The 22,963-nt window shown below is 72.8% G+C and carries 1 protein-coding gene; it reads right to left on the reverse strand.

The genetic code is table 11. The annotated features are described in order from the left end of the window. Positions 1–22,943, reverse strand: a 22,943-nt coding sequence (locus ABGB14_RS47270; RefSeq protein WP_347650446.1) for an SDR family NAD(P)-dependent oxidoreductase, incomplete at its 3' end; no start/stop codon positions are given. Between the last annotated feature and the right edge of the window lie 20 nt (positions 22,944–22,963).

A 22,963-nucleotide genomic window follows, 5' to 3' on the forward strand; every position in this document is an offset into this window, starting at 1 on the left:
CCCAACCCATAGTCGTGATACATCACCCCCGCGAACACACCCGTCCGACTCCCCCGCAACCCCACCGGATCAATCCCCGCCCGCTCAACCGCCTCCCACGACGCCTCCAGCAACAACCGCTGCTGCGCATCCATCGCCAACGCCTCACGCGGCGAGATCCCGAAAAACCCCGGATCGAACTCAGCCGCGTCATACAGGAAGCCACCCTGGCGGGTGTAGGTCTTCCCCGGCGTGCCGGGCTCCGGCCCGTACACTCCTTCGACGTCCCAGCCGCGGTCGGCGGGGAAGTCTCCGATGGCGTCCTGAGCCTGTGCGACCAGCGCCCACAGATCCTCCGGCGACAGCACGCCGCCGGGGTAGCGACAGGCCATTCCCACGATCGCGATCGGCTCGTCGACCGCGGTGGCCGCCACGACGGCCTGCGCCGACTGCCCGCCGAACAGTTCGTCCGCCAGGAACTCCGCCACCGTCTCAGCGGTCGGGTAGTCGAAGATGAGCGTGGCCGGAAGCGGCAGCCCGGTGGCCGCCGTGAGCTGGTTGCGGAACTCGACGGCCGTCAGGGAGTCGAAGCCGAGCTCCTGGAACTGGCGTTGCCGGTCGATCGCCGACCCGTCCGCGAAGCCGAGGACCGTGGCCGCGGTGCCGCGTACGAGGTCCGAGAGCGCCGCCAGGCGTTCTGCCGGGCTCAGCGCGGCCAGGCGCTGCGCGAGCCCGCCGGACGAACCCGCGCGGCGCACCGCAGCGCGGCTGCCGGCCCGGGTCTGGACGAACCGTGCGGGGATCAGCGCGGCCCTGCCCGAGGACACGGCGGTGTCGAAGAGGGCCAGCCCGTCGTCGATGGACAGCGGCTTCACCCCCGCGCGCTCCATGCGGCGCAGGTCGGACTCGTCGAGCTCACCTGCCATGCCGCCGGTCGCCCACAACCCCCAGGCCAGCGAGGTCGCCGGCAGGCCGTGCACCTGACGGTGGTGGGCCAGGGCGTCCAGGTAGGCGTTGGCGGCGGCGTAGTTGGCCTGGCCCGCGCTGCCGAGCACCCCGGCCAGCGAGGAGAAGAGCACGAACGCTTTCAGGTCGAGGTGCCGGGTGAGCTCGTGCAGGTGGTGGGCGGCGTCGGCCTTGGGCCTCAACACCCCGTCCATGCGCTCGGGAGTGAGAGAGGCGATGACGCCGTCGTCCAGGACGCCGGCCGTGTGCACCACCCCAGCCAGCCCGTCCACGCCCTCCAGCAGCCGGGCGAGCGCGTCACGGTCGGCCACGTCGCAGGCCGCCACGTCCACCTCGGCACCCAGTTCGGACAGCTCCGCAGCCAGGTCGGCCGCGCCAGGCGCGTCCAGCCCGCGCCTGCTGACCAGCAGCAGCCGCCTGACCTCGTGCTCGGCCACCAGGTGACGCGCCACCAGCGCGCCGAGCCCGGCCGTGCCACCTGTGACCAGCACCGTGCCGTCGGGGCCGAACACCGGCGCACGATCGGCCAGCTCCGCGACCCGGCCCACACGCGGCACCAGCAGCCGGCCATCCCGCACCGCGACCTGCGGCTCGCCGGTCGCGAGCGCGTGACCGACCGTCTCGGCGTCCAGCCGCTCGGTGTCGGCGTCCAGCAGCACGAACCGGCCGGGCTGTTCGGACTGCGCGGCCCGTACCAGGCCCCACACGGGTGCCAGGCTCAGGTCCACGTCCTCGTCCGCCTGCACGGCCACCCCGCCACGGGTGACGACGACCAGCTGCGACGATGCCAGGCGCTCGTCGGCGAGCCACTCCTGCACCAGGGCCAGCGCCGCGCGGGTCGTGGCGTGCAGGTCCGCGCCCGCGCAGCGGGCCACGACCGCGTCCGGGACGTCCGCCGCGTCGATGGAGGCCAGATCCGGGTGGATCTCTGCCCCGGTGCCCAGGTCGTCGGTCCCCAGCACGACCCACCGGGCCGCGTCCTGCTCGGCGGCGGCCGGGGCCGCGGACCACTCGAGCTGGTGCAGCAGGCCCTGGCTTTCAGCCACGCTGAGCTCGGCCGCCGACACGGGCCTCAGGGTGAGGGCGTCGATCTCGGCCACCGGGGCGCCGGTCTCGTCCGCGATGCTCAACCTGACGCTGGTCTCGGAGGAGCCGCGGGTGACCTTGACCCGCAGGCCGGTCGCACCCGCCGCGTGCAACGACACGCCGCTCCAGGCGAACGGCAGATACGGCCGCCCTTCCGCCCCCGGCACCAGACCACCCAACGCCGCGGCGTGCAGCGACGCGTCCAGCAACGCCGGATGCAACCCGAACCGTCCCGCATCAGCGTGCCCCTGCTCGGGCAGGGCGATCTCGGCGAACACCGCGTCCTGCTGCTGCCAGGCAGCCACCAACCCCTGGAACAACGGCCCATACTCCAGACCGATCGCCGCCATGTCGTCATACAGGTGCCCGACATCAACCGGCCGGGCACCCGCCGGCGGCCACTGCGCCAGCCCGAGCAGCGGCTGCTCCGTCTGTCCGGCCAGGATGCCCTGCCCGTGCTGGACCCACTCGCCCGCGCCGGCGTTGCGGGAGTGGATGCTCACCTGGCGGCCACCCGACTCATCGCATGGCCCGGCCACCAACTGGACGTGTACTCCGCCGTCGGCCGGCACCAGAAGGGGCGCCTGGAGGGTCAGTTCGAGCAGGTGCGGGGAGTCCAGTTCCTGGCCGACGCGGAGCGCCAGCTCCACCAGCGCCGCGCCCGGCACCACCACCCGGCCGTTGACCTGGTGATCGGCCAGCCACGGCTGCGCGGCGAGCGACAACCGGCCCGTGAAGGTGTGGGTGTCGGAGTCCGGTGCGGAAATGGCGGCACGAAGCATGGGATGGTCGATGGCGCCCAGTCCGGCGGCGTCCACATCACCGGAGTCAGGGCTGACCGGCACCCAGAACCGCTCGTGCTGGAAGGCATAGGTCGGCAGGTCCACGAACCGGCCCGAAGCGAGGACCGCTTCCCAGTCCACGCCGACGCCCTCGACGTGCAGCCGCCCCAAAGCCTCGACCAGCGCCCGGACCTCGTCCCGATCCTTACGCACAGCCGGCACGAACACCGCATCCACGCTCTGCTGCGCCAACCCCGTCAGCACCCCATCCGGACCCACCTCCAAGAAATGAGCCGCCCCGCAAGCCGTCACCCCATCCGCGAACCGCACCGCACCACGCACGTGCTCGACCCAGTACGACGGGTCGGTCAGCTGACCAGGCTCAGCCAGACGACCCGTCACGTTCGAAACAATCGGCAGGCCCGGCTCGTGGAAGCCGATCCCGCTGATCGCCTCGGCGAAGTCGGCCAGTATCGGCTCCATCAACGGCGAATGGAACGCATGCGACACCCGCAACCGGCGCGTCCTCGCCTCCACCTGGCCCTCGATCTCCGCGATCGCCGCCTCGTCACCGGACACCACCACCGCAGCAGGACCGTTCACCGCCGCGATCCCCACCCGGTCCTCACGACCAGCCAAGAGCGGCAGGACCTCGACCTCCGGGGCAGCCACCGCCAGCATCGCCCCACCAGAAGGCAACGCCTGCATCAACCGCGCACGAGCCGCCACCAACGTGCAGGCATCCTCCAACGAGAACACCCCCGCCACATAAGCAGCAGCAATCTCCCCGATCGAATGCCCCACCAACACATCCGCCCGCACACCCAACGAAGCCAGCAACCTGTACAGCGCCACCTCGAAAGCGAACAACGCAGGCTGCGTCATCCCGGTTTCGTTGAGCACACCGTCCGGGTCGGCGAACATCACCTCACGCAGCGAATGCGGCAACAACGAATCAAACCAGGCGCAGATCTCCTCCAACGCCTCCGCGAACACCGGGAACGCCTCGATGAGGGAAGCCCCCATCCCGACCCGCTGACTGCCCTGACCCGCGAACAACAACGCCAGCTTCCCGCCAGAACCGCTACCCGAGATCGCAGCAGAGGGATCGTCAGCCAGCGCCCGCAACCCCGCCACCAACTCGTCCCGATCGCCGCCCACGACGACCGCACGCTGCTCCAGCACCGCCCGGCCCGTCGCCAGCGACCACGCCACATCCGACACCGACACCGGCACCGGCACCGGCACCGGCACCGGCACCGACGACCGCGACTCCACCCACGACGCGAGCCGACCGGCCTGCGCCCGCAACGCCCGCACATCCTTCGCCGACACCAGCCACGGCACCACCGGCGCCTGTCCCACCGGCTCAGGCTCCGGCTCCGCGACCGGGCCCTGCTCGATGATCACGTGAGCGTTCGTGCCACTGATGCCGAACGACGAGACGGCGGCGCGGCGTGGCCGGTCTGCCCGGTCCCACGGGCGGGCCTCGGTCAGCAGCTCGACCGCGCCGGCCGTCCAGTCCACGTGCGGCGACGGCTCGCCCACGTGAAGCGTCTGGGGCAGCATGCCGTTGCGCAGCGCCATGACCATCTTGATCACACCGCCCACACCGGCGGCGGCCTGCGTGTGACCGATGTTCGACTTCACCGACCCGAGCCAGAGCGGCTCCTGCCGATCCTGCCCATACGTGGCGATGAGCGCCTGCGCCTCGATCGGGTCACCGAGCTTCGTGCCGGTGCCGTGTGCCTCGACCGCGTCGACGTCCGCCGCCGACAGCCCTGCGTTGGCCAGGGCCTGCCGGATCACCCGCTGCTGCGAGGGCCCGTTCGGGGCGGTCAGGCCGTTGCTGGCGCCGTCCTGGTTGACCGCGCTGCCCCGCACCACGGCGAGCACCTGGTGCCCGTTACGTTCCGCGTCGGACAGCCGCTCCACCAGGAGCATGCCGACGCCCTCGCCCCAGCCGGTGCCGTCGGCGTCGGCGGAGAACGCCTTGCACCGGCCGTCGGGGGACAGGCCGCGCTGCCGCGAGAACTCCACGAAGGTGCCGGGCGTGGCCATCACCGTCACGCCGCCGGCCAGCGCCAGATCGCACTCGCCCGACCGCAACGCCTGGACTGCCAGGTGCAGGGCCACCAGCGAGGAGGAGCAGGCCGTGTCGACCGTGACGGCGGGGCCTTCCAGGCCCAGGCTGTAGGACACCCGGCCGGAGGCGATGCTGCCCGAGCTGCCCGTGCCGATGAGCCCTTCGAGCTCGCCCGGCACGGCCGACAGCTGGGGCGCGTAGTCGTGGTACATGACTCCGGCGAACACGCCGGTCCGGCTGCCGCGCAACCGGGTCGGGCTGATCCCGGCCCGCTCGATGGCCTCCCACGACGTCTCCAACAGCAGCCGCTGCTGCGGGTCCATGGCGAGGGCCTCACGCGGCGAGATCTCGAAGAACCCCGGGTCGAACTGGGCGGCGTCGTAGAGGAACCCGCCGTGCCGCGCGTACGAGGTGCCGCGGCTGTCGGGGTCGGGGTTGTAGAGCTTGTCCAGGTCCCAGCCACGGTCGGAGGGGAACTCCCCCACCCCGTCGCGGGCCTGCGCCACCAGCTCCCACAGATCCTCCGGCGACAGCACACCACCCGGATAGCGACACGCCATCCCCACGATCGCGATCGGCTCGTCGACCACCTTCGTGGCGGTCACGGCGGCCTGGGCGGCCTGCCCACCGGCCAGCTCGCCGGCCAGGAACTGTGCCACGGCCTCGGCCGTCGGGCAGTCGAAGACGAGGGTGGCCGGCAGGCGCAGCCCGGTGGCCGCGTTCAGCTGGTTGCGGAACTCGACGGCCGTGAGGGAGTCGAAGCCGAGCTCCTGGAACCGTTTGGCCGGCTCGACCGCCTCCGCGCCGTCGAAGCCGAGCACGGTCGCCGCATGGGTGCGGACCAGTTGGAGGAGGTCGGTCGGGTTCGTGCCCACCGTGCTCGTCCTGCGCGCGGGCACGCGGACCAACCCGTGCAGGAGCGCGGGCAGCGTACCCGCCTGTGCCTGGGCCTGGAGAGCCGGGATGCTCAGCACGGCCGGGACCAGGACGGGGTGTTGTGCGCGTACTGCGACGTCGAACAGGGCGAGCCCGTCGGCGACGGGCATGGGCATGATGCCGCCGCGTTCGAGGCGGCGCAGGTCGGACGCGTCGAGCTCGCCCGCCATGCCGCCGGTCGCCCACAGACCCCAGGCCAGCGAGGTGGCCGGAAGCCCTTGGGCCTGCCGCAGCTGGGCGAGCGCGTCCAGCGAGGTGTTGGCGGCGGCGTAGTTGCCCTGGCCGGCGCTGCCGAGCACCCCGGAGATGGAGGAGAACAGCACGAACGCCTTCAGATCGAGGTGCTGCGTGAGTTCGTGCAGGTGCCAGGCGGCGTCGGTTTTGGGCTTGAGCACGGCGTCCAGGCGCTCGGGGGTGAGGGCGGCGATGACGCCGTCGTCCAGGACGCCGGCCGTGTGCACCACGCCCGCCAGCTCGTCCACGCCCTCCAGCAGCCGGGCGAGCGCGTCGCGGTCGGCCACGTCGCACGCGGCCACGTCCACCTCGGCACCCAGTTCGGACAGCTCCGCGGCCAGGTCGGCCGCGCCAGGCGCGTCCGCCCCGCGCCTGCTGACCAGCAACAGGTCTCGGACGCCGTGCTCGGTGACCAGATGGCGCGCCACCAGCGCACCCAGCCCACCCGTGCCACCGGTGACCAGCACCGTGCCGTCGGGTCCGAACACCGGGTCGCGATCGGCCGGATCGGCGACCCGGCTCACACGCGGCACCAGCAGCTGACCGTCCCGCACCGCGACCTGCGACTCGCCGGTCGCCAGCGCCTGGGTCACCACTTCCGCGGCGTCGGTGTCCGCGTCCAGGTCCAGCAGCACGAACCGGTCCGGCTGCTCGGACTGCGCAGCCCGCACCAGGCCCCACGCCGCCGCCTGCGCCGGGTTCGGGACATCGTCCTGTCCCACCGCGAAGGCTCCGCGCGTGACGACGACCAGCCGCCGCCCCGGCTCGTCGGCGGCGCCGAACTCCTGCAGCGCGGCCAGCACGTCGTGCGTGGCCCGCCTGGTCGTGTCCGGGGCCGGCGTCTCGGACACCGGCACGTCGAAGATCTCGTACGGCGGCTCGGACCGAGCGGCGCGGCCGGCGGGCCGTACCCAGCCGACCGTGAACAGGCTGTCGTGACGGGCCGTCTCCTGTACGGCGGCGCTCGGGCGGAGCGTCACCGAGCCGACCTCCATGACGGGCGCCCCGGCGGTGTCGGCCATGGTCAGGACGACCACACCGTCGTTACCCGTGGGCGCGATCCTGACCCGCAGGACCGTCGCGCCATCCGCGTGCAGCGTCACCTGGTTCCAGGAGAACGGGACGTACGGCCGTCCTGGCTCGGCCCGCGGCAGCAGACCGGCCATGGGAATGGCGTGGAGGGACGCGTCCAGGAGCGCCGGGTGCAGCCCGAAGCGCCGGGCCTCGGCCTGGGCCGTCTCCGGCAGGGCGAGTTCGGCGTAGACGGCGCCGTCCCGCTGCCAGACGTTCTGGAGGCACCGGAAGGTGTCGCCGTACTCCATGCCGGTCGCGGCCAGGTCGTCATAGACGCCGCCCGTGTCGACGGGCTGAGCGCCGGGAGGCGGCCACTGCGCGAGGTCGAGGCCCGGCTCGGGGACGGCCTGGGTGAGCACGCCCTGGGCGTTCTGCCGCCAGTCGGTGCTCTCCTCCGCCCTGGAGTAGATGGTCACCTGGCGGCTGCCCGATTCGCCGGGCTCTGTCACCACCACCTGGAGATGCAGGCTCCCCCGCTCCGGCAGGACCATCGGCGCCTGGAGAGTGAGCTCGTCGAGCATCGAGCAGCCGGTCTCGTCGCCGGCCCGTACGGCGAGCTCCACCTGCGCCGTCCCCGGCACGATCACCTGGCCGGCCACCACGTGATCGGCCAGCCACGGCTGTTCCGCCAGCGACAGGCGGCCGATGAGCGTGAGGGTGCCCGTTCCGGGGGCGGGCACGGTGGCGGTCAGCAGCGGGTGGTTCACGGCCGCCAGCCCGCCGCCCGAGGCGACGTCGCCGGTGGCGTAACCGGCGTCGAGCCAGTACCGGCGGCGCTGGAACGCGTAGGTGGGCAGGTCGACGAATCGGGTGGGGACGCCGGCGAAGTAGGCGTCCCAGTCCACGGTGACGCCTTCGACGTGCAGCCGCCCCAGCGCTTCAACCAGCGCCCGGACCTCGTCCCGGTCCTTACGCACAGCCGGCACGAACACCGCATCCACGCTCTGCTGCGCCAACCCCGTCAGCACCCCATCCGGACCCACCTCCAGGAAATGAGCCGCCCCGCAAGCCGTCACCCCATCCGCGAACCGCACCGCACCACGCACGTGCTCGACCCAGTACGACGGGTCGGTCAGCTGACCAGGCTCAGCCAGACGACCCGTCACGTTCGAAACAATCGGGATCACCGGCTCGTGGAAAGTGATGTCGCTGATCGCCTCCGCGAACTCGGCCAGCATCGGCTCCATCAACGGCGAATGGAACGCATGCGACACCCGCAACCGGCGCGTCCGCACCAGCGCCTGGCCCTCGATCTCCGCGATCGCCGCCTCGTCACCGGACACCACCACCGCAGCAGGACCGTTCACCGCCGCGATCCCCACCCGGTCCTCACGACCAGCCAAGAGCGGCAGGACCTCGACCTCCGGGGCAGCCACCGCCAGCATCGCCCCACCAGAAGGCAACGCCTGCATCAACCGCGCACGAGCCGCCACCAACGTGCAGGCATCCTCCAACGAGAACACCCCCGCCACATGAGCAGCAGCAATCTCCCCGATCGAATGCCCCACCAACACATCCGCCCGCACACCCAACGAAGCCAGCAACCTGTACAGCGCCACCTCAAAGGCGAACAACGCAGGCTGCGTCATCCCGGTTTCGTTGAGCACACCGTCCGGGTCGGCGAACATCACCTCACGCAGCGAATGCGGCAACAACGCCTCGAACCGAGCGCAGATCTCCTCCAACGCCTCCGCAAACACCGGGAAGTGCTCAACCAGCACAGACCCCATCCCGACCCGCTGGCTACCCTGACCCGCGAACAACAACGCCAGCTTCCCGCCGGAACCACTCCCGGCGATCACTCCCGCTGTGTCCTCGGCCAGCGCCCGCAACCCGGCCACCAGCTCGTCCCGATCAGCACCCACGACCACCGCGCGCTGCTCCAGCATGGACCGCGCGGAGATCAGCGCCTTACCGGCGACGGCGGGTTCGACGTCGTTCGCCGAAGCCCAGGCGGCGAGCCTGCCCGCCTGTTCGTGCAGCGCGCCGGCGTCGTTGGCCGAGACCAACCACGGCACGGCGGGCAGGACGGGAGCGTCGGCGGGCTCGGGAACGGCCGGGCCCTGCTCGACGATCACATGGGCGTTGGTGCCGCTGACGCCGAACGACGAGACGCCGGCGCGGCGCGGACGGTCGAGCTCGTCCCACGGGCGGGCCTCGGTCAGCAGCTCCACCGCACCCGCCGACCAGTCCACATGCGGAGAAGGCTCGTCGGCGTGCAGCGTCTGGGGCAGCACCCCGTGCCGCATGGCCATCACCATTTTGATGATCCCGCCCACACCGGCGGCGGCCTGCGTGTGACCGATGTTCGACTTCAGCGACCCGAGCCAGAGCGGCTGCTCGCGGTCCTGCCCGTACGTGGCCAGAATGGCCTGCGCCTCGATCGGGTCACCGAGCTTCGTACCGGTGCCGTGCGCCTCGACCGCGTCCACGTCAGCCACCGACAGGCCGGCGTTGGCCAGCGCCTGCCGGATCACGCGTTCCTGGGAGGGCCCGTTCGGGGCGGTCAGGCCGTTGCTGGCGCCGTCCTGGTTGATCGCGGTCCCGCGTACGACGGCGAGGATGTGGTGCCCGTTGCGCTGGGCGTCCGACAGCCGCTCCACCAGGAGCATGCCCGCGCCCTCACCCCAGCCGGTGCCGTCGGCGTCGGCGGAGAACGCCCTGCACCGGCCGTCGGCCGACAGGCCGCGCTGCCGGGAGAACTCCACGAAGACGTTGGGCGTGGCCATCACCGTCACGCCGCCGGCGAGGGCGAGGTCGCATTCGCCCGACCGCAGGGACTGCGCCGCCAGGTGCAGCGCCACCAGCGACGACGAGCAGGCCGTGTCCACGGTCACCGCCGGCCCTTCGAGGCCGAACGTGTACGCGACCCGGCCGGAGGCGATGCTGCCCGCGCTGCCGTTGAGCACGAACCCCTCGAATCCGTCCGGCGCCTGCGGCAGGCGGGTGCCGTAGTCGTGGTACATCACGCCGGCGAACACGCCGGTGCGGCTGCCCCGCATGGCCTTCGGGCTGATCCCGGCCCGCTCGATCGCCTCCCACGACGTCTCCAGCAGCAACCGCTGCTGCGGGTCCATCGCGGTCGCCTCGCGTGGCGAGATGCCGAAGAGCCCGGGGTCGAACCGGTCGGCGTCGTGCAGGAAACCGCCCTCACGGGCGTAGCTGGTGCCGTGGTGGCCGGGGTCGGGATCGTACAGGCTCTCCAGGTCCCAGCCACGGTTGTCGGGGAAGGTGGTGATCGCGTCGCCCGCCTGGGTGAGCAGCCGCCAGAGGTCCTCGGGGGAGGCCACGCCGCCGGGATAGCGGCAGGCCATGCCGACGATCGCGATGGGCTCGTCGGCGGGCGCGGTCCGCACGGCTGCCTGCTCGGCCCTGGAGGCGCCGCTGAGCTCCGCGTACAGGTGCTCGGCCAGCTCGCCGGGGGTGGGGAAGTTGAACAACAGGGTGGCGGGCAGTCGCAGGCCGGTGGCGGTGTTGAGCCGGTTGCGCAGCTCGACGGAGCTCAGCGAGTCGAAGCCGAGGTCCTTGAACGCGGTGCCGGTGTCCACCGTGTCGGCGTTGGCGTGGCCGAGCACGTGCGCGACGTTCGTCCGGATGAGGGACAGCAGCGCGCCCCTGTCGGCCCGCGCGCTCGCGGACCTGGGCGCGGCCGTCTTCCGCGCCGGCGCCTTGACCAGGGCGCGGAAGACGGCGGGGATCTCGTCCTGGCGGCGCAGCGCGGCCGTGTCCAGGCGAGCCACGATCTGCACGGGCTTGTCGAGGGCGATCGCCGCGTCGAACAGGGACATGCCCTCCGCCACGGGGAGCGGCGCGAGCCCGACCCTGCTGAGCCGCGCCACGTCGAGCTGGCTGAGCGCGCCGGCCATGCCGTTGTCGGACTCCCACAGCCCCCACTGGAGGGAGACGGCCGGCAGTCCCCGGGCCCGGCGGTGCAGGGCCAGGGCGTCCAGGTACGCGTTGGCGGCCGCGTAGTTGGCCTGCCCCGCGCTGCCGACGGTGGCGGCGACCGACGAGTACAACACGAAGAACGACAGGTCGAGGTCCTGGGTGAGCTCGTGCAGGTGCCAGGCCGCGTCCGCCTTCGGCCCGAAGACCCGGTCGACGTGGTCGGGCGTCAGCGAGGTCACGGCGCCGTCGGCCACGATCCCGGCCAGGTGCACGACGCCCGTCAGGGGATGTTCGGCGGGGATGCCCGCCAGCAGGGCGGCGAGCTCGTCGCGGTCCGCCACGTCGCAGGCGGCCACGGTGACCTGCGCGCCGAGCTCTGTCAGCTCGCTCACCAGGTCGCCGGCGCCGGGCGCCGCGGGACCGCGCCGGCCGGCCAGCAGCAGGTGGCGTACGCCGTGCTCGGTGACCAGCCGCCGCGCGGCCAGCGCGCCAAGATCTCCTGTGCCGCCGGTCAGCAGCACCGTTCCACCCGCCGCCGCACCCGGACGCTCGGTCGCGGGCGGGCTCGTCACGGGGACGATGCGGGGCACGTGGATCTGCCCCTGCCGCAGGGCGGTCTGCGGCTCGCCGGACGCGCAGGCACGCAGCATCGCGTCCGCCGAATCGGGGTGCTCGTCGGTGTCGACGATGACGAAGCGGCCGGCGTGCTCGGACTGGGCTGAGCGCACCAGCCCCCAGACGGGCGCGGTGGACAGGTCCGGCGCCTCGCCTTCCGTCACGCTCACCGCGCCGATGGTCACCAGCGCCAGCCGGGACCGCGCGAACCGCTCCTCGGCCAGCCACTCCTGGAGGAGCGCGAGCACCTCGTACGTCCTGTCGCGGCCGTCGCCGGACCCGACCGGCGCCAGGACCAGGTCGGGGACCTCCTGGTCAGATCCGACCGCATCGCCCAGTGACGACAGGTCGTCGAGCATCAGCACCCGCTCCGGCACCGGCCCGGCGGCGGTCGAGGTCACCCAGTCCAGCGTGTACGGGATGCTCCCGGCCCGCAGGGCGGTCGTGACAGGCCGGACCACCAGCGAGTCCACCGTGAGGATGGGCGCGCCGGTGTGGTCCGCGACGCTCAGCGCCAGCTCGCCCGGCCCCTTCACCGTCGTACGGACACGTGCCGCCGTCCCGCCCGCCGCGTGCGGGGAGACGCCGGACCAGGCGAAGGGCAGGTAGGGCTGGCCCGGCTCGGTACGCGGCAGCAGGTCACCCAGCGTGATGGAGTGCAGCACGGCGTCGAGCAGCGCCGGGTGGAAACCGAATCGCTCCGCGCCCGCCTGTGCCTGCTCGGGCAGCACGATCTCGGCGTAGACCGTGCCGTCGTGCTGCCAGGCGCCCGCCAGTCCCTGGAACGCGTCGCCGTACTCCAGGCCCGTCACCGCGAAGTCGTCGTAGAGGGCGCCGACGTCGATGGGCCGCGCGCCGGGCGGCGGCCACTGCGCGAGATCGAAAGCGGGCTCAGCGGCGACCGGGCCGAGGGTTCCCTGGGCGTGCCGCTGCCATGCGGGGTCGCCTTCCGTACGGGAGTACACGGCGACGCCGCGCCGCCCCCCGTCATCCGGCCCGTCGATGACCACCTGGAGTTGTACGGAGTGCTCGTACGTGATGACGAGCGGAGCCTGGATGGCCAGCTCGGAGAGCGTCTCGCAGTCCTCGGTCTCCGCGGCGGCCCGCAACACGATCTCAAGGAAGGCGGTGCCGGGCAGGATGACCGTGCCGTTGACCACGTGGTCGGCGAGCCAGGGCAGCGCGGCCAGCGAGAGCCGCCCGGTGAGGGTGATGGAGTCGGAGTCGGGCGCGGGCACGGCGGCGCTGAGGATCGGATGCTCCACCGCGCTCAGCCCGGCGGCCGTCACGTCACCGACCGACCTGCCCGACTCCAGCCAGAACCGCTCATGCTGGAACGCGTACGTCGGCAGATCGACCAGCCGGCCCGGGGCCAGCGCCGCCGTCCAATCCACAGCAACGCCCTCGACGTGCAGCCGCCCCAAAGCCTCGACCAGCGCCCGGACCTCGTCCCGGTCCTTACGCACAGCCGGCACGAACACCGCATCCACGCTCTGCTGCGCCAACCCCGTCAGCACCCCATCCGGACCCACCTCCAGGAAATGAGCCGCCCCGCAAGCCGTCACCCCATCCGCGAACCGCACCGCACCACGCACGTGCTCGACCCAGTACGACGGGTCGGTCAGCTGACCAGGCTCGGCCAGACGACCCGTCACGTTCGAGACGACCGGGATCACCGGCTCGTGGAAAGTGATCCCGCTGATCGCCTCCGCGAACTCGGCCAGCATCGGCTCCATCAACGGCGAATGGAACGCATGCGACACCCGCAACCGGCGCGTCCGCACCAGCGCCTGGCCCTCGATCTCCGCGATGGCCGCCTCGTCACCGGACACCACCACCGCAGCCGGACCGTTCACCGCCGCGATGCCGGCGCGGTCCTCGTACCCGTCGAGCAGCGGCAGGACGTCCGCCTCCGGGGCAGCCACCGCCAGCATCGCCCCACCGGAAGGCAGCGCCTGCATCAACCGCGCACGAGCAGCCACCAACGTGCAGGCATCCTCCAACGAGAACACCCCCGCCACATGAGCAGCAGCAATCTCCCCGATCGAATGCCCCACCAGCACATCCGCCCGCACACCCAACGAAGCCAGCAACCTGTACAGCGCCACCTCAAAGGCGAACAACGCAGGCTGCGTCATCCCCGTCTCGCTCAACACACCCTCGGGATCGGAGAACATCACCTCACGCAGCGAATGCGGCAACAACGGCTCAAACCAGGCGCAGATCTCCTCCAACGCCTCCGCGAACACCGGGAACGCCTCGATGAGGGAAGCCCCCATCCCGACCCGCTGGCTACCCTGACCCGCGAACAACAACGCCAGCTTCCCGCCAGAACCGCTACCCGAGATCGCAGCAGAGGGATCGTCAGCCAGCGCCCGCAACCCCGCCACCAACTCGTCCCGATCGCCGCCCACCACGACCGCACGCTGCTCCAGCACCGCCCGGCCCGTCGCCAGCGACCACGCCACATCCGGCACCGGCACCGACGACCGCGACTCCACCCACGACGCGAGCCGACCGGCCTGCGCCCGCAACGCCCGCACATCCTTCGCCGACACCAGCCACGGCACCACCGGCAGCCGCCGGTCCTCGTGGACGGTCTCGCCGACGGGATCGCCCTGCTCGATGATCACGTGAGCGTTCGTGCCGCTCACGCCGAAGGAGGAGACGGCGGCGCGTCGGGGGCGGTCTGCCTGGTCCCACGGGCGGGCCTCGGTCAGCAGCTCGACCGCGCCGGCCGTCCAGTCCACGTGCGGAGAAGGCTCGCCCACGTGAAGCGTCTGGGGCAGCACCCCGTGCCGCATGGCCATCACCATCTTGATGACCCCCGCGACGCCGGCGGCGGCCTGGGCGTGCCCGAGGTTGGACTTCAGCGAGCCCAGCCAGAGCGGCTGGTCCTGCCGCTCCTGGCCGTAGGTGGCGATGAGCGCCTGAGCCTCGATCGGGTCGCCGAGCTTCGTGCCGGTGCCGTGCGCCTCGACCGCGTCGACGTCCGCCGCCGACAGGCCCGCGTTGGCCAGCGCCTGCCGGATCACCCGCTGCTGCGACGGGCCGTTGGGGGCGGCCAGGCCGTTGCTGGCGCCGTCCTGGTTGATCGCGCTGCCCCGGATGACCGCGAGGACCTGGTGGCCGTTGCGGCGCGCGTCGGACAGCCGCTCGACGAGCAGCACGCCGACACCCTCGCTCCAGCCGGTGCCGTCGGCGTCGGCGGAGAACGCCTTGCACCGGCCGTCAGGGGACAGGCCGCGCTGCCGCGAGAACTCCACGAACGTGCCCGGCGAGGCCATCACCATCGCGCCGCCGGCCATCGCCAGGTCGCACTCGCCCGACCGCAGGGCCTGCGCCGCCAGGTGCAGCGCCACCAGCGACGACGAGCACGCGGTGTCCACGGTCACCGCCGGGCCCTCGAACCCCAGCGTGTACGACACCCGCCCGGAGGCGACGCTGGCCAGGCCGCCGGTGAGGAGATAACCCTCCACGTGGTCGGCGCCCTCGTACCGGCGGGGGCCGTACTCCATGGGCGCGATGCCGGTGAACACCCCGGTCTGGCTGCCGCGCAGCGTGGCGGGGTCGATGCCGGCGTCTTCGAGGGCCTCCCACGAGGCCTCCAGCAACAACCGCTGCTGCGGATCCATCGCCAGCGCCTCGCGCGGCGAGATGCCGAAGAACGCCGCGTCGAAGTCGGCGGCGTCGTAGAGGAAGCCGCCGTGCCGGGTGTAGGTGGTGCCGCGCTTGCCGGGGTCGGGGTCGAAGAGCCGGTCCAGGTCCCATCCGCGGTCGGTCGGGAACTCGCCCACCGCGTCGCGGGCCTGCGCCACCAGCTCCCACAGGTCCTCGGGCGAGCGCACGCCGCCGGGGTAGCGGCAGGCCATGCCGACGATCGCGATCGGCTCGTCGTGCCCGGTCGTGCGGACCGCCGTGGCGGCGGTGGCGGAGCCGCCGAGCAGCTCGGTGCGCAGGTGCTCGGTCAACGCCTGCGGCGACGGGTAGTCGAACAGCAGGGAGCTGGGCAGGTGCAGGCCTGTGGCGGTGTTGAGCCGGTTGCGCAGCTCGACGGCGGTCAGCGAGTCGAAGCCCGCCTCCTTGAACGCGCCCGTGGCGCTGATGACGTTCGGCGTCACGTGCCCGAGCACCAGGGCCGCCTGGCCGCGTACGAGGTCGAGCAGCGTGCGTTCCTGCTCCTCGGGGCTCTGCCCGCGCAGGGCCTGCGCCAGCGGCACCTCGTCCGGCCCGCCGGCCGCGCGGCGCTCGATCGGCTTGCGCAACATCGCGCGCAGCATGACCGGGGCGGGGTCGGCGACGCCCGCCAGGCTGAGGCGGGCGGGCACCGTCGTGACGGCGTTCCCGGCGAGCGCGGAGTCGAGGAGTTCCAGCGCCTTGCCCTGCGGCATCGGGGCGACGCCGAGCCTGGCCCACCGGGCGAGGTCGGCGGTGGCGAGCGTGCCGGCCATGCCGCCGGCGGAGTTGTCCCACAGTCCCCAGGCCAGGGCGGTCGCGGGCAGGTCCAGCGCGCGGCGGTGCCGGGCGAGGGCGTCGAGGAAGGCGTTGGCGGCGGCGTAGTTGGCCTGGCCGGCGCTGCCGACGGTGGCGGCGACCGACGAGAACAGCACGAACGCGGACAGGTCGCGGTCGCGGGTCAGCTCGTGCAGGAGCCAGGCCGTCTCGGCCTTGGTACGCCACACGGTGTCGAGCCGTTCAGGGGTCAGCGCGGGCACGACGCCGTCGTCGAGGACGCCGGCGATGTGCACGACGCCGGTCAGGCTCTCGCAGGAGCCGACGAGCCCGGCCAGCGCGTCCCTGTCGGTGACGTCGCAGGCGACCAGCTCGGCGTGCGCGCCGAGCTCGGCCAGCTCGGCGGCCAGCGCCACCGCGCCGGACGACCGCGGGTCGCGGGTGACGAGCACGAGGTTCCGTACGCCGTGCGTGGCGACGAGATGCCGGGTCACGGTACGGCCCAGCGCGCCGGTGCCGCCGGTGACCAGCACCGTGCCGTCGGGGTTCCAGGGCGAGTCGCCCGCCGGCCGGTCCCGGCGGGCCAGTCTCGGAACGTGGATCGTGCCGGCTCTGATCGCCAGCTGGGGCTCGTCGTAGGCGAGCGCGGCGGCGACGATGCCGTCGGCGGCCCTTACAGTGGCGCTGTCGGTGGGGCCGTCGGTGGCGCTGTCGATGGGCCCGTCGAGGTCGAGGAGAACGAACCGGTCCGGGTACTCGGTCTGGACCGACCGGACCAGCCCCCACACGGCCGTGGCGGCGAGGTCGGGGGTGTCGCCGGTCGCGCCCTCGGTGACGATCACGAGGCGGCCGGACGCGGACCGGTTCCCGCTGAGCCGCTCCTGGACGGCGGCCAGCACGCGCAGTACGGCAGCGCGGGCGCGGGCGGGCTCGTCACCGTCGTCGGCGGGGCTCTCCCAGGGCAACAGCACGTCGCCGGACCCGGCCGCGGGCCCAGCGGCGGGCCCAGGAGCAGGCGCGGCTCCGGCGGCGGGCACCGGGACCCAGTCGACCTCGAACAGCCCGACGTGCTCGGTGGGCCGTTCGGCGGGGCCGGGCGCCTCCAGCCAGTACCGCTGCCGCTGGAAGGCGTAGGTGGGCAGGTCGACGTGGAGCGCGGGGGTGGCGCCGAAGTAGGCGTCCCAGTCGACGGTGACGCCGCTGGCGTGGAGCCGTCCGAGGGCCTGGACGAAGGTGCCGGCCTCCTCGCGGTCCCTGCGCGCGGCGGGGATGAAGACACCGTCGGCGAGCGCCTGCTGGGCCATGCCGGTGAGGATGCCGTCGGGCCCGACCTCCAGGAGGACGGCCGCGTCGGCGGCGGCCACGCCGTCGGCGAACCGCACCGCCACGCGCACGTGCTCGACCCAGTACGACGGGTCGGTCAGCTGGCCGGGCTCGGCCAGACGACCCGTCACGTTCGAGACGACCGGAATCACCGGCTCGTGGAAGCCGATTCCGCTGATCGCCTCCGCGAACTCGGCCAGCATCGGCTCCATCAACGGCGAATGGAACGCATGCGACACCCGCAACCGGCGCGTCCGCACCTGCGCGCGGCTCTCGATCTCCGCGATCGCCGCCTCGTCACCGGACACCACCACCGCCGCCGGACCGTTCACCGCCGCGATGCCGGCGCGGTCCTCGTACCCGTCGAGCAGCGGCAGGACGTCCGCCTCCGGGGCGGCGACGGCCAGCATCGCGCCGTCCTTGGGGAGCGCGTCCATGAGCCGGGCCCGCGTGGCGATCAGCGTGCAGGCGTCGGCGAGGGAGAAGACCCCGGCCACGTGGGCGGCGGCGATCTCGCCCACCGAGTGGCCGATCAGCACGTCCGGCCGCACGCCGAACGACTCCAGCAGCCGGTACAGCGCCACCTCGAAGGCGAACAGGGCGGGCTGCGTCATCCCGGTCTCGTTCAGCACACCGCCGGGGTCGGTGAACATGACCTCGCGCAGCGGGTACGGCAGCTGCGGATCGAGGAGGGCGCACGCCTCCTCCAGCGCCTCGGCGAACACGGGGAACGTCTCGGCGAGCTCGCGGCCCATGCCAGGCCGCTGGCTGCCCTGCCCGGTGAAGAGCAGGGCGAGCCGGCCGGCCTGGCCGCTGCCGGTGAGCACGCCGGGCGCGTCGGAGCCGCCGGCCAGCGCCCGCAGGCCGGCCAGCAGGTCGTCGCGCTCGCTGCCGACGATCACCGCCCGGTGGTCGAGTGCGGCCCGTCCGCCGGCCAGAGCGGCGCCGGCGGCGGTGACCGGGATGTCGGGCGTCGCCCAGGCGGCGAGCCGTCCGGCCTGCCCGGCCAGCGCCTCGGGGGTCTTGGCGGACAGGATCCAGGGCACCGCGGGGAGGTCGAACTCCTCGTCGGGGGCGGGTACGACCGGGTCGCCCTGCTCGATGATCACGTGGGCGTTGGTGCCGCTGATGCCGAAGGAGGAGACGGCGGCGCGGCGCGGGCGGTCGAGCTCGTCCCACGGGCGGGCCTCGGTCAGCAACTCCACCGCACCCGCCGACCAGTCCACATGCGGCGACGGCTCATCCACATGCAGCGTCTTCGGCAACGTGCCGTGCCGCAGCGCCATCACCATCTTGATCACACCGCCCACACCCGCAGCCGCCTGCGCATGACCGATGTTCGACTTCAACGACCCCAACCACAACGGCCGATCCCGATCCTGACCATAAGCAGCGATCAGCGCCTGCGCCTCGATCGGATCACCCAGCGACGTCCCCGTCCCATGCGCCTCCACCACATCCACCTCAGCCGCCGACAACCCCGCATTCGCCAACGCCTGCCGGATCACCCGCTGCTGCGACGGACCGTTCGGCGCCGTCAACCCGTTACTCGCACCGTCCTGATTGATCGCCGAACCACGCACCACCGCCAGCACCCGATGACCGAGCCGCCGCGCATCCGACAACCGCTCCACCAGCAACATCCCGACACCCTCAGCCCACCCCGTGCCATCAGCACCAGCCGAGAACGCCTTACAACGACCATCAGGCGACAGACCCCGCTGCCGCGAGAACTCCACGAACATGCCCGGTGAGGCCATCACGGTGGCGCCGCCGGCCAGGGCCAGGTCGCACTCGCCGGTCCGCAGCGACTGCGCGGCCAGGTGCAGGGCGACCAGGGACGAGGAGCACGCGGTGTCCACGGTCACCGCCGGGCCCTCGAACCCGAACGTGAAGGCGACCCGCCCGGAGATGACGCTGGCCGTGGTGCCGGTCAGCACGTACCCTTCGGCGCTGCCGGTGGCCTCGTGCAGGCGCGGCCCGTAGTCCTGCGCCGTGGCGCCGGCGAACACGCCGGTCCTGCTGCCCCGCAACCCCGCCGGATCGATCCCGGCCCGCTCCATCGCCTCCCACGAAGCCTCCAGCAACAACCGCTGCTGCGGATCCATCGCCAACGCCTCACGCGGCGAGATCCCGAAGAACGCCGGATCGAACTCCCCCGCCTCGTACAGGAACCCGCCGTGCCGCGCATACGTGGTCCCGTGACTGTCCGGATCGGGGTCGTACAGCGCCGCCAGATCCCAGCCCCGGTCCACGGGGAACTCCCCGATCGTGTCCTGCTCGCGGATCACGACGTTCCACAGGTCGTCAGGGGAGCTCACGCCGCCGGGGAAACGGCAGGCCATGCCGACGATCGCGATCGGCTCGTCCGCCACGGGCCTGGCGGCCACCACGGCCTGGGTGACGTGCTCGCCGGCCAGTTCGGCGCGCAGGAAGCCGGCCAGCGCCTGCGGCGACGGGTAGTCGAACAGCAGCGAGCTGGGCAGCTGGAGCCCGGTGGCGGTGTTGAGCCGGTTCCGCAGCTCGACGGCGCTGAAGGAGTCGAAGCCGAGCGCCTTGAAGGCGGTGCCGGTGTCCACGGTCGCGGCGTTGGCGTGGCCGAGGACGAGCGCGATGCAGGTGCGTACGAGCTCGAGGATCGCCTGCTCCTGCTCGGCCTCCGGCAGGCCGCGCAGCCGGTCGGCGAGCGACTGCGTCTCCTCTCCCGAGGCGGACGGCTCCGGAGCCGCGTGCGGGGGCGGGGGCGGCGCGGAGCCGTCCGCCTCGGGAAGCCAGTGGTAGGTGCGCTGGAAGGCGTAGGTGGGCAGCGGGACGCGGCGCGCGCCCGGCAGCACGGCGTCCCAGTCGAGCGTGGCGCCCCTGACCTGCAGCCCGGCCAGCGCCAGCGCGGCGCTGCGGCATTCCGCCCCAGGATCGCGCAGTGTGGCGACGAACTGCGTGTACGGGCTGGCGGGCAGGCAGTGCTGCCCCATGGCGGCCAGCACCGACCCGGGCCCCACCTCGACGAACGTGGTGACGCCCGTGTCGGCCAGGGCGCGGATGCCGTCGCAGAACCGTACGGCCTCGCGGACGTGCCACACCCAGTGTCCCGGCGAGCACAGGTCCTCGGCGGACGCGACGGCCCCGGTGAGATTGGAGACGATGGGGATGGCCGGCTCGCGGTAGGTGAGCGACTCGGCCACCTCCCTGAACTCCGCCAGCATCGGGTCCATCAGCGGGGAGTGGAAGGCGTGGCTGACCCGCAGGCGGTGGGTCTTGCGGCCGCGGCCGCGGAACTCCTCGGCGATCTCCATGACGCGGCTCTCCGAGCCGGAGACCACGGTGGAGTCCGGGCCGTTGATCGCGGCGATGCTGACCGTGGTGTCCAGGAAGGGCAGCACCTCCTCCTCGGTGGCCTGCACGGCGACCATCGCGCCGCCGGCCGGGAGGTTCTGCATCAGCCTGCCGCGCGCCGCGACCAGGGCGCAGGCGTCGGCCAGCGACAACACGCCGGCGACGTGGGCGGCCGAGATCTCGCCGATGGAGTGGCCGATGAGCCGGGCGGGGCGCACGCCCCAGTGCTCGTACAGGCGGGTGAGGGCGACCTCGAAGGCGAAGAGCGCGGGCTGGGCGAACCCGGTCTGGTCGAGCAGGCCGGCCTCATGGGAGCCCTCGTCGGCGAACATCACGTCGAGGAGCGGACGGTCGAGCGTGCCGTCGAAGCAGGAGGCGATCTCGTCGAGCGCACGTGCGAAGACCGGGTGCGCCGCGTACAGCTCGCGGCCCATGCCGGGCCGCTGGCTGCCCTGCCCCGAGTAGAGGAAGGCGATGTCGCCGGTGCTCGGCCGGCCGGTCACGATCCCGGCGGCCGGCTCGCCCTTGGCCAGCCGGTCCAGCACTCCGGCCAGCACGTCGGCCGGCACGTCGGCCGGCGCTGACGGCTCGTCCACGACGAGCGCCGCCCGCCGGTCGAAGGCCGTACGGGTCGTGGCCAGCGAGTACGCCAGGTCGGCGAGGCCGGCACCCGGCTCGTCGAGCAGTCCGTCGAGCAGGTGGTCACGCAGCCGGCCCGCCTGGGCGCGCAGCGCGGCCTCGCTCTGCCCAGCCACCGGCACGACCACCGGCACGGCCACCGGCATGGCCACCGGCCCTACCTGCGACCCGTCGGACGGCCGGTCCGCCCGCCCGTCCGACGGCGCGTCCAGCGACACGGCCAGCGGCTTGTCCTGGTGCGTGGAGGCGGCGGCGGGGGCCGCCTGCGGGGGTTCGGCGAGCACCACGTGGCAGTTGGCGCCGCCCATGCCGAAGGAGCTGACGCCGGCCACCAGCGGCGCGTCCTCGCGCGGCCACGCGGACGTCTCGGTGTTGACGCGCAGGTTGAGCTCGTCGAACGGGATCTGCGGGTTGGGCGTCTCGAAGTTCAGCGACGGCGGCAGCGTGCGGTGCCTGATGGCCAGCACCGTCTTCAGCAGGCCGACGATGCCCGCAGCGCCTTCGAGGTGGCCGACGTTGGTCTTGGCGGAGCCGACGACCAGCGGCGTGCCGGAGTCCTTGGCGGTGCCGATGGCCGCGCCGAGCGCGCGGGCCTCGATCGGGTCGCCGACGCGGGTCCCCGTGCCGTGCAGCTCGACGAACTGCACGTCGGCGGCCTCCACGCCGGCCCGCCCGCAGGCCAGCCGGATGACCTCCTCCTGGGCGCGCTGGTCGGGCACGGTGAGCCCGTCGCCGCCCCCGTCGTTGTTGATGGCGCTGCCGGCGATCACGCAGTACACCCGGTCGCCGTCGGCGAGCGCGCGGGCCAGCGGCTTCAGCACGACGACGCCGCCGCCCTCGCCGCGGACGTAGCCGTTGGCGCGGGCGTCGAAGGTGAAGCACCTGCCGTCGGGTGACAGGGCGCCGAACCGCAGCGCGGCGAGCGTGCTGTCGGCGGTCAGGTTGAGGTTCACGCCGCCGACGATGGCCAGGCCGGTCTCGCCGTTGCGCAGGCTCTCGCACGCCAGGTGCACGGCGGTCAGCGAGGCCGACTGCGCGGAGTCGACGGTCATGCTGGGCCCGTTGAGCCCCAGCGTGTACGAGATGCGGTTGGCGAGCAGGGCCCGGCTGATGCCGGTGAGGCTGTGCCGGGTCAGCGCCGCGCGCCCGTTGCCCTGGAGCAGCTGGGCGTAGTCGCCGGCCATGGCGCCGATGAAGACGGAGGCGGCGCTGTCGCGCAGGCTCGCCGGGACGATGCCGGCGTCTTCGAGCGCCTCCCAGCTCAGTTCCATGAGCAGCCGCTGCTGCGGGTCGATCATCTCGGCTTCGTTCGGGGAGACGCCGAAGAAGTCGGCGTCGAATTCCGCTATCCCGTCGATGAAGCCGCCGCGCAGGGAACTCGTCTCCGGCGCGTTCCACCGCCCGCTGGGCACGTCGGTGATCGCGTCGCGGCCGTCGCGCAGCAGCCGCCAGAAGGATCGCGGGTCCGGAGCCTGGGGGAGCCGGCACGAAATTCCGACGATCGCCACCGCGTCGTCGGAAAAACTACGAGAGGAGAGTTCGTAGGACATTGAACCAATCCAAATTCCGA

It is taken from the genome of Nonomuraea sp. B10E15, assembly GCF_039871615.1.
Taxonomy (GTDB): Bacteria; Actinomycetota; Actinomycetes; order Streptosporangiales; family Streptosporangiaceae; genus Nonomuraea.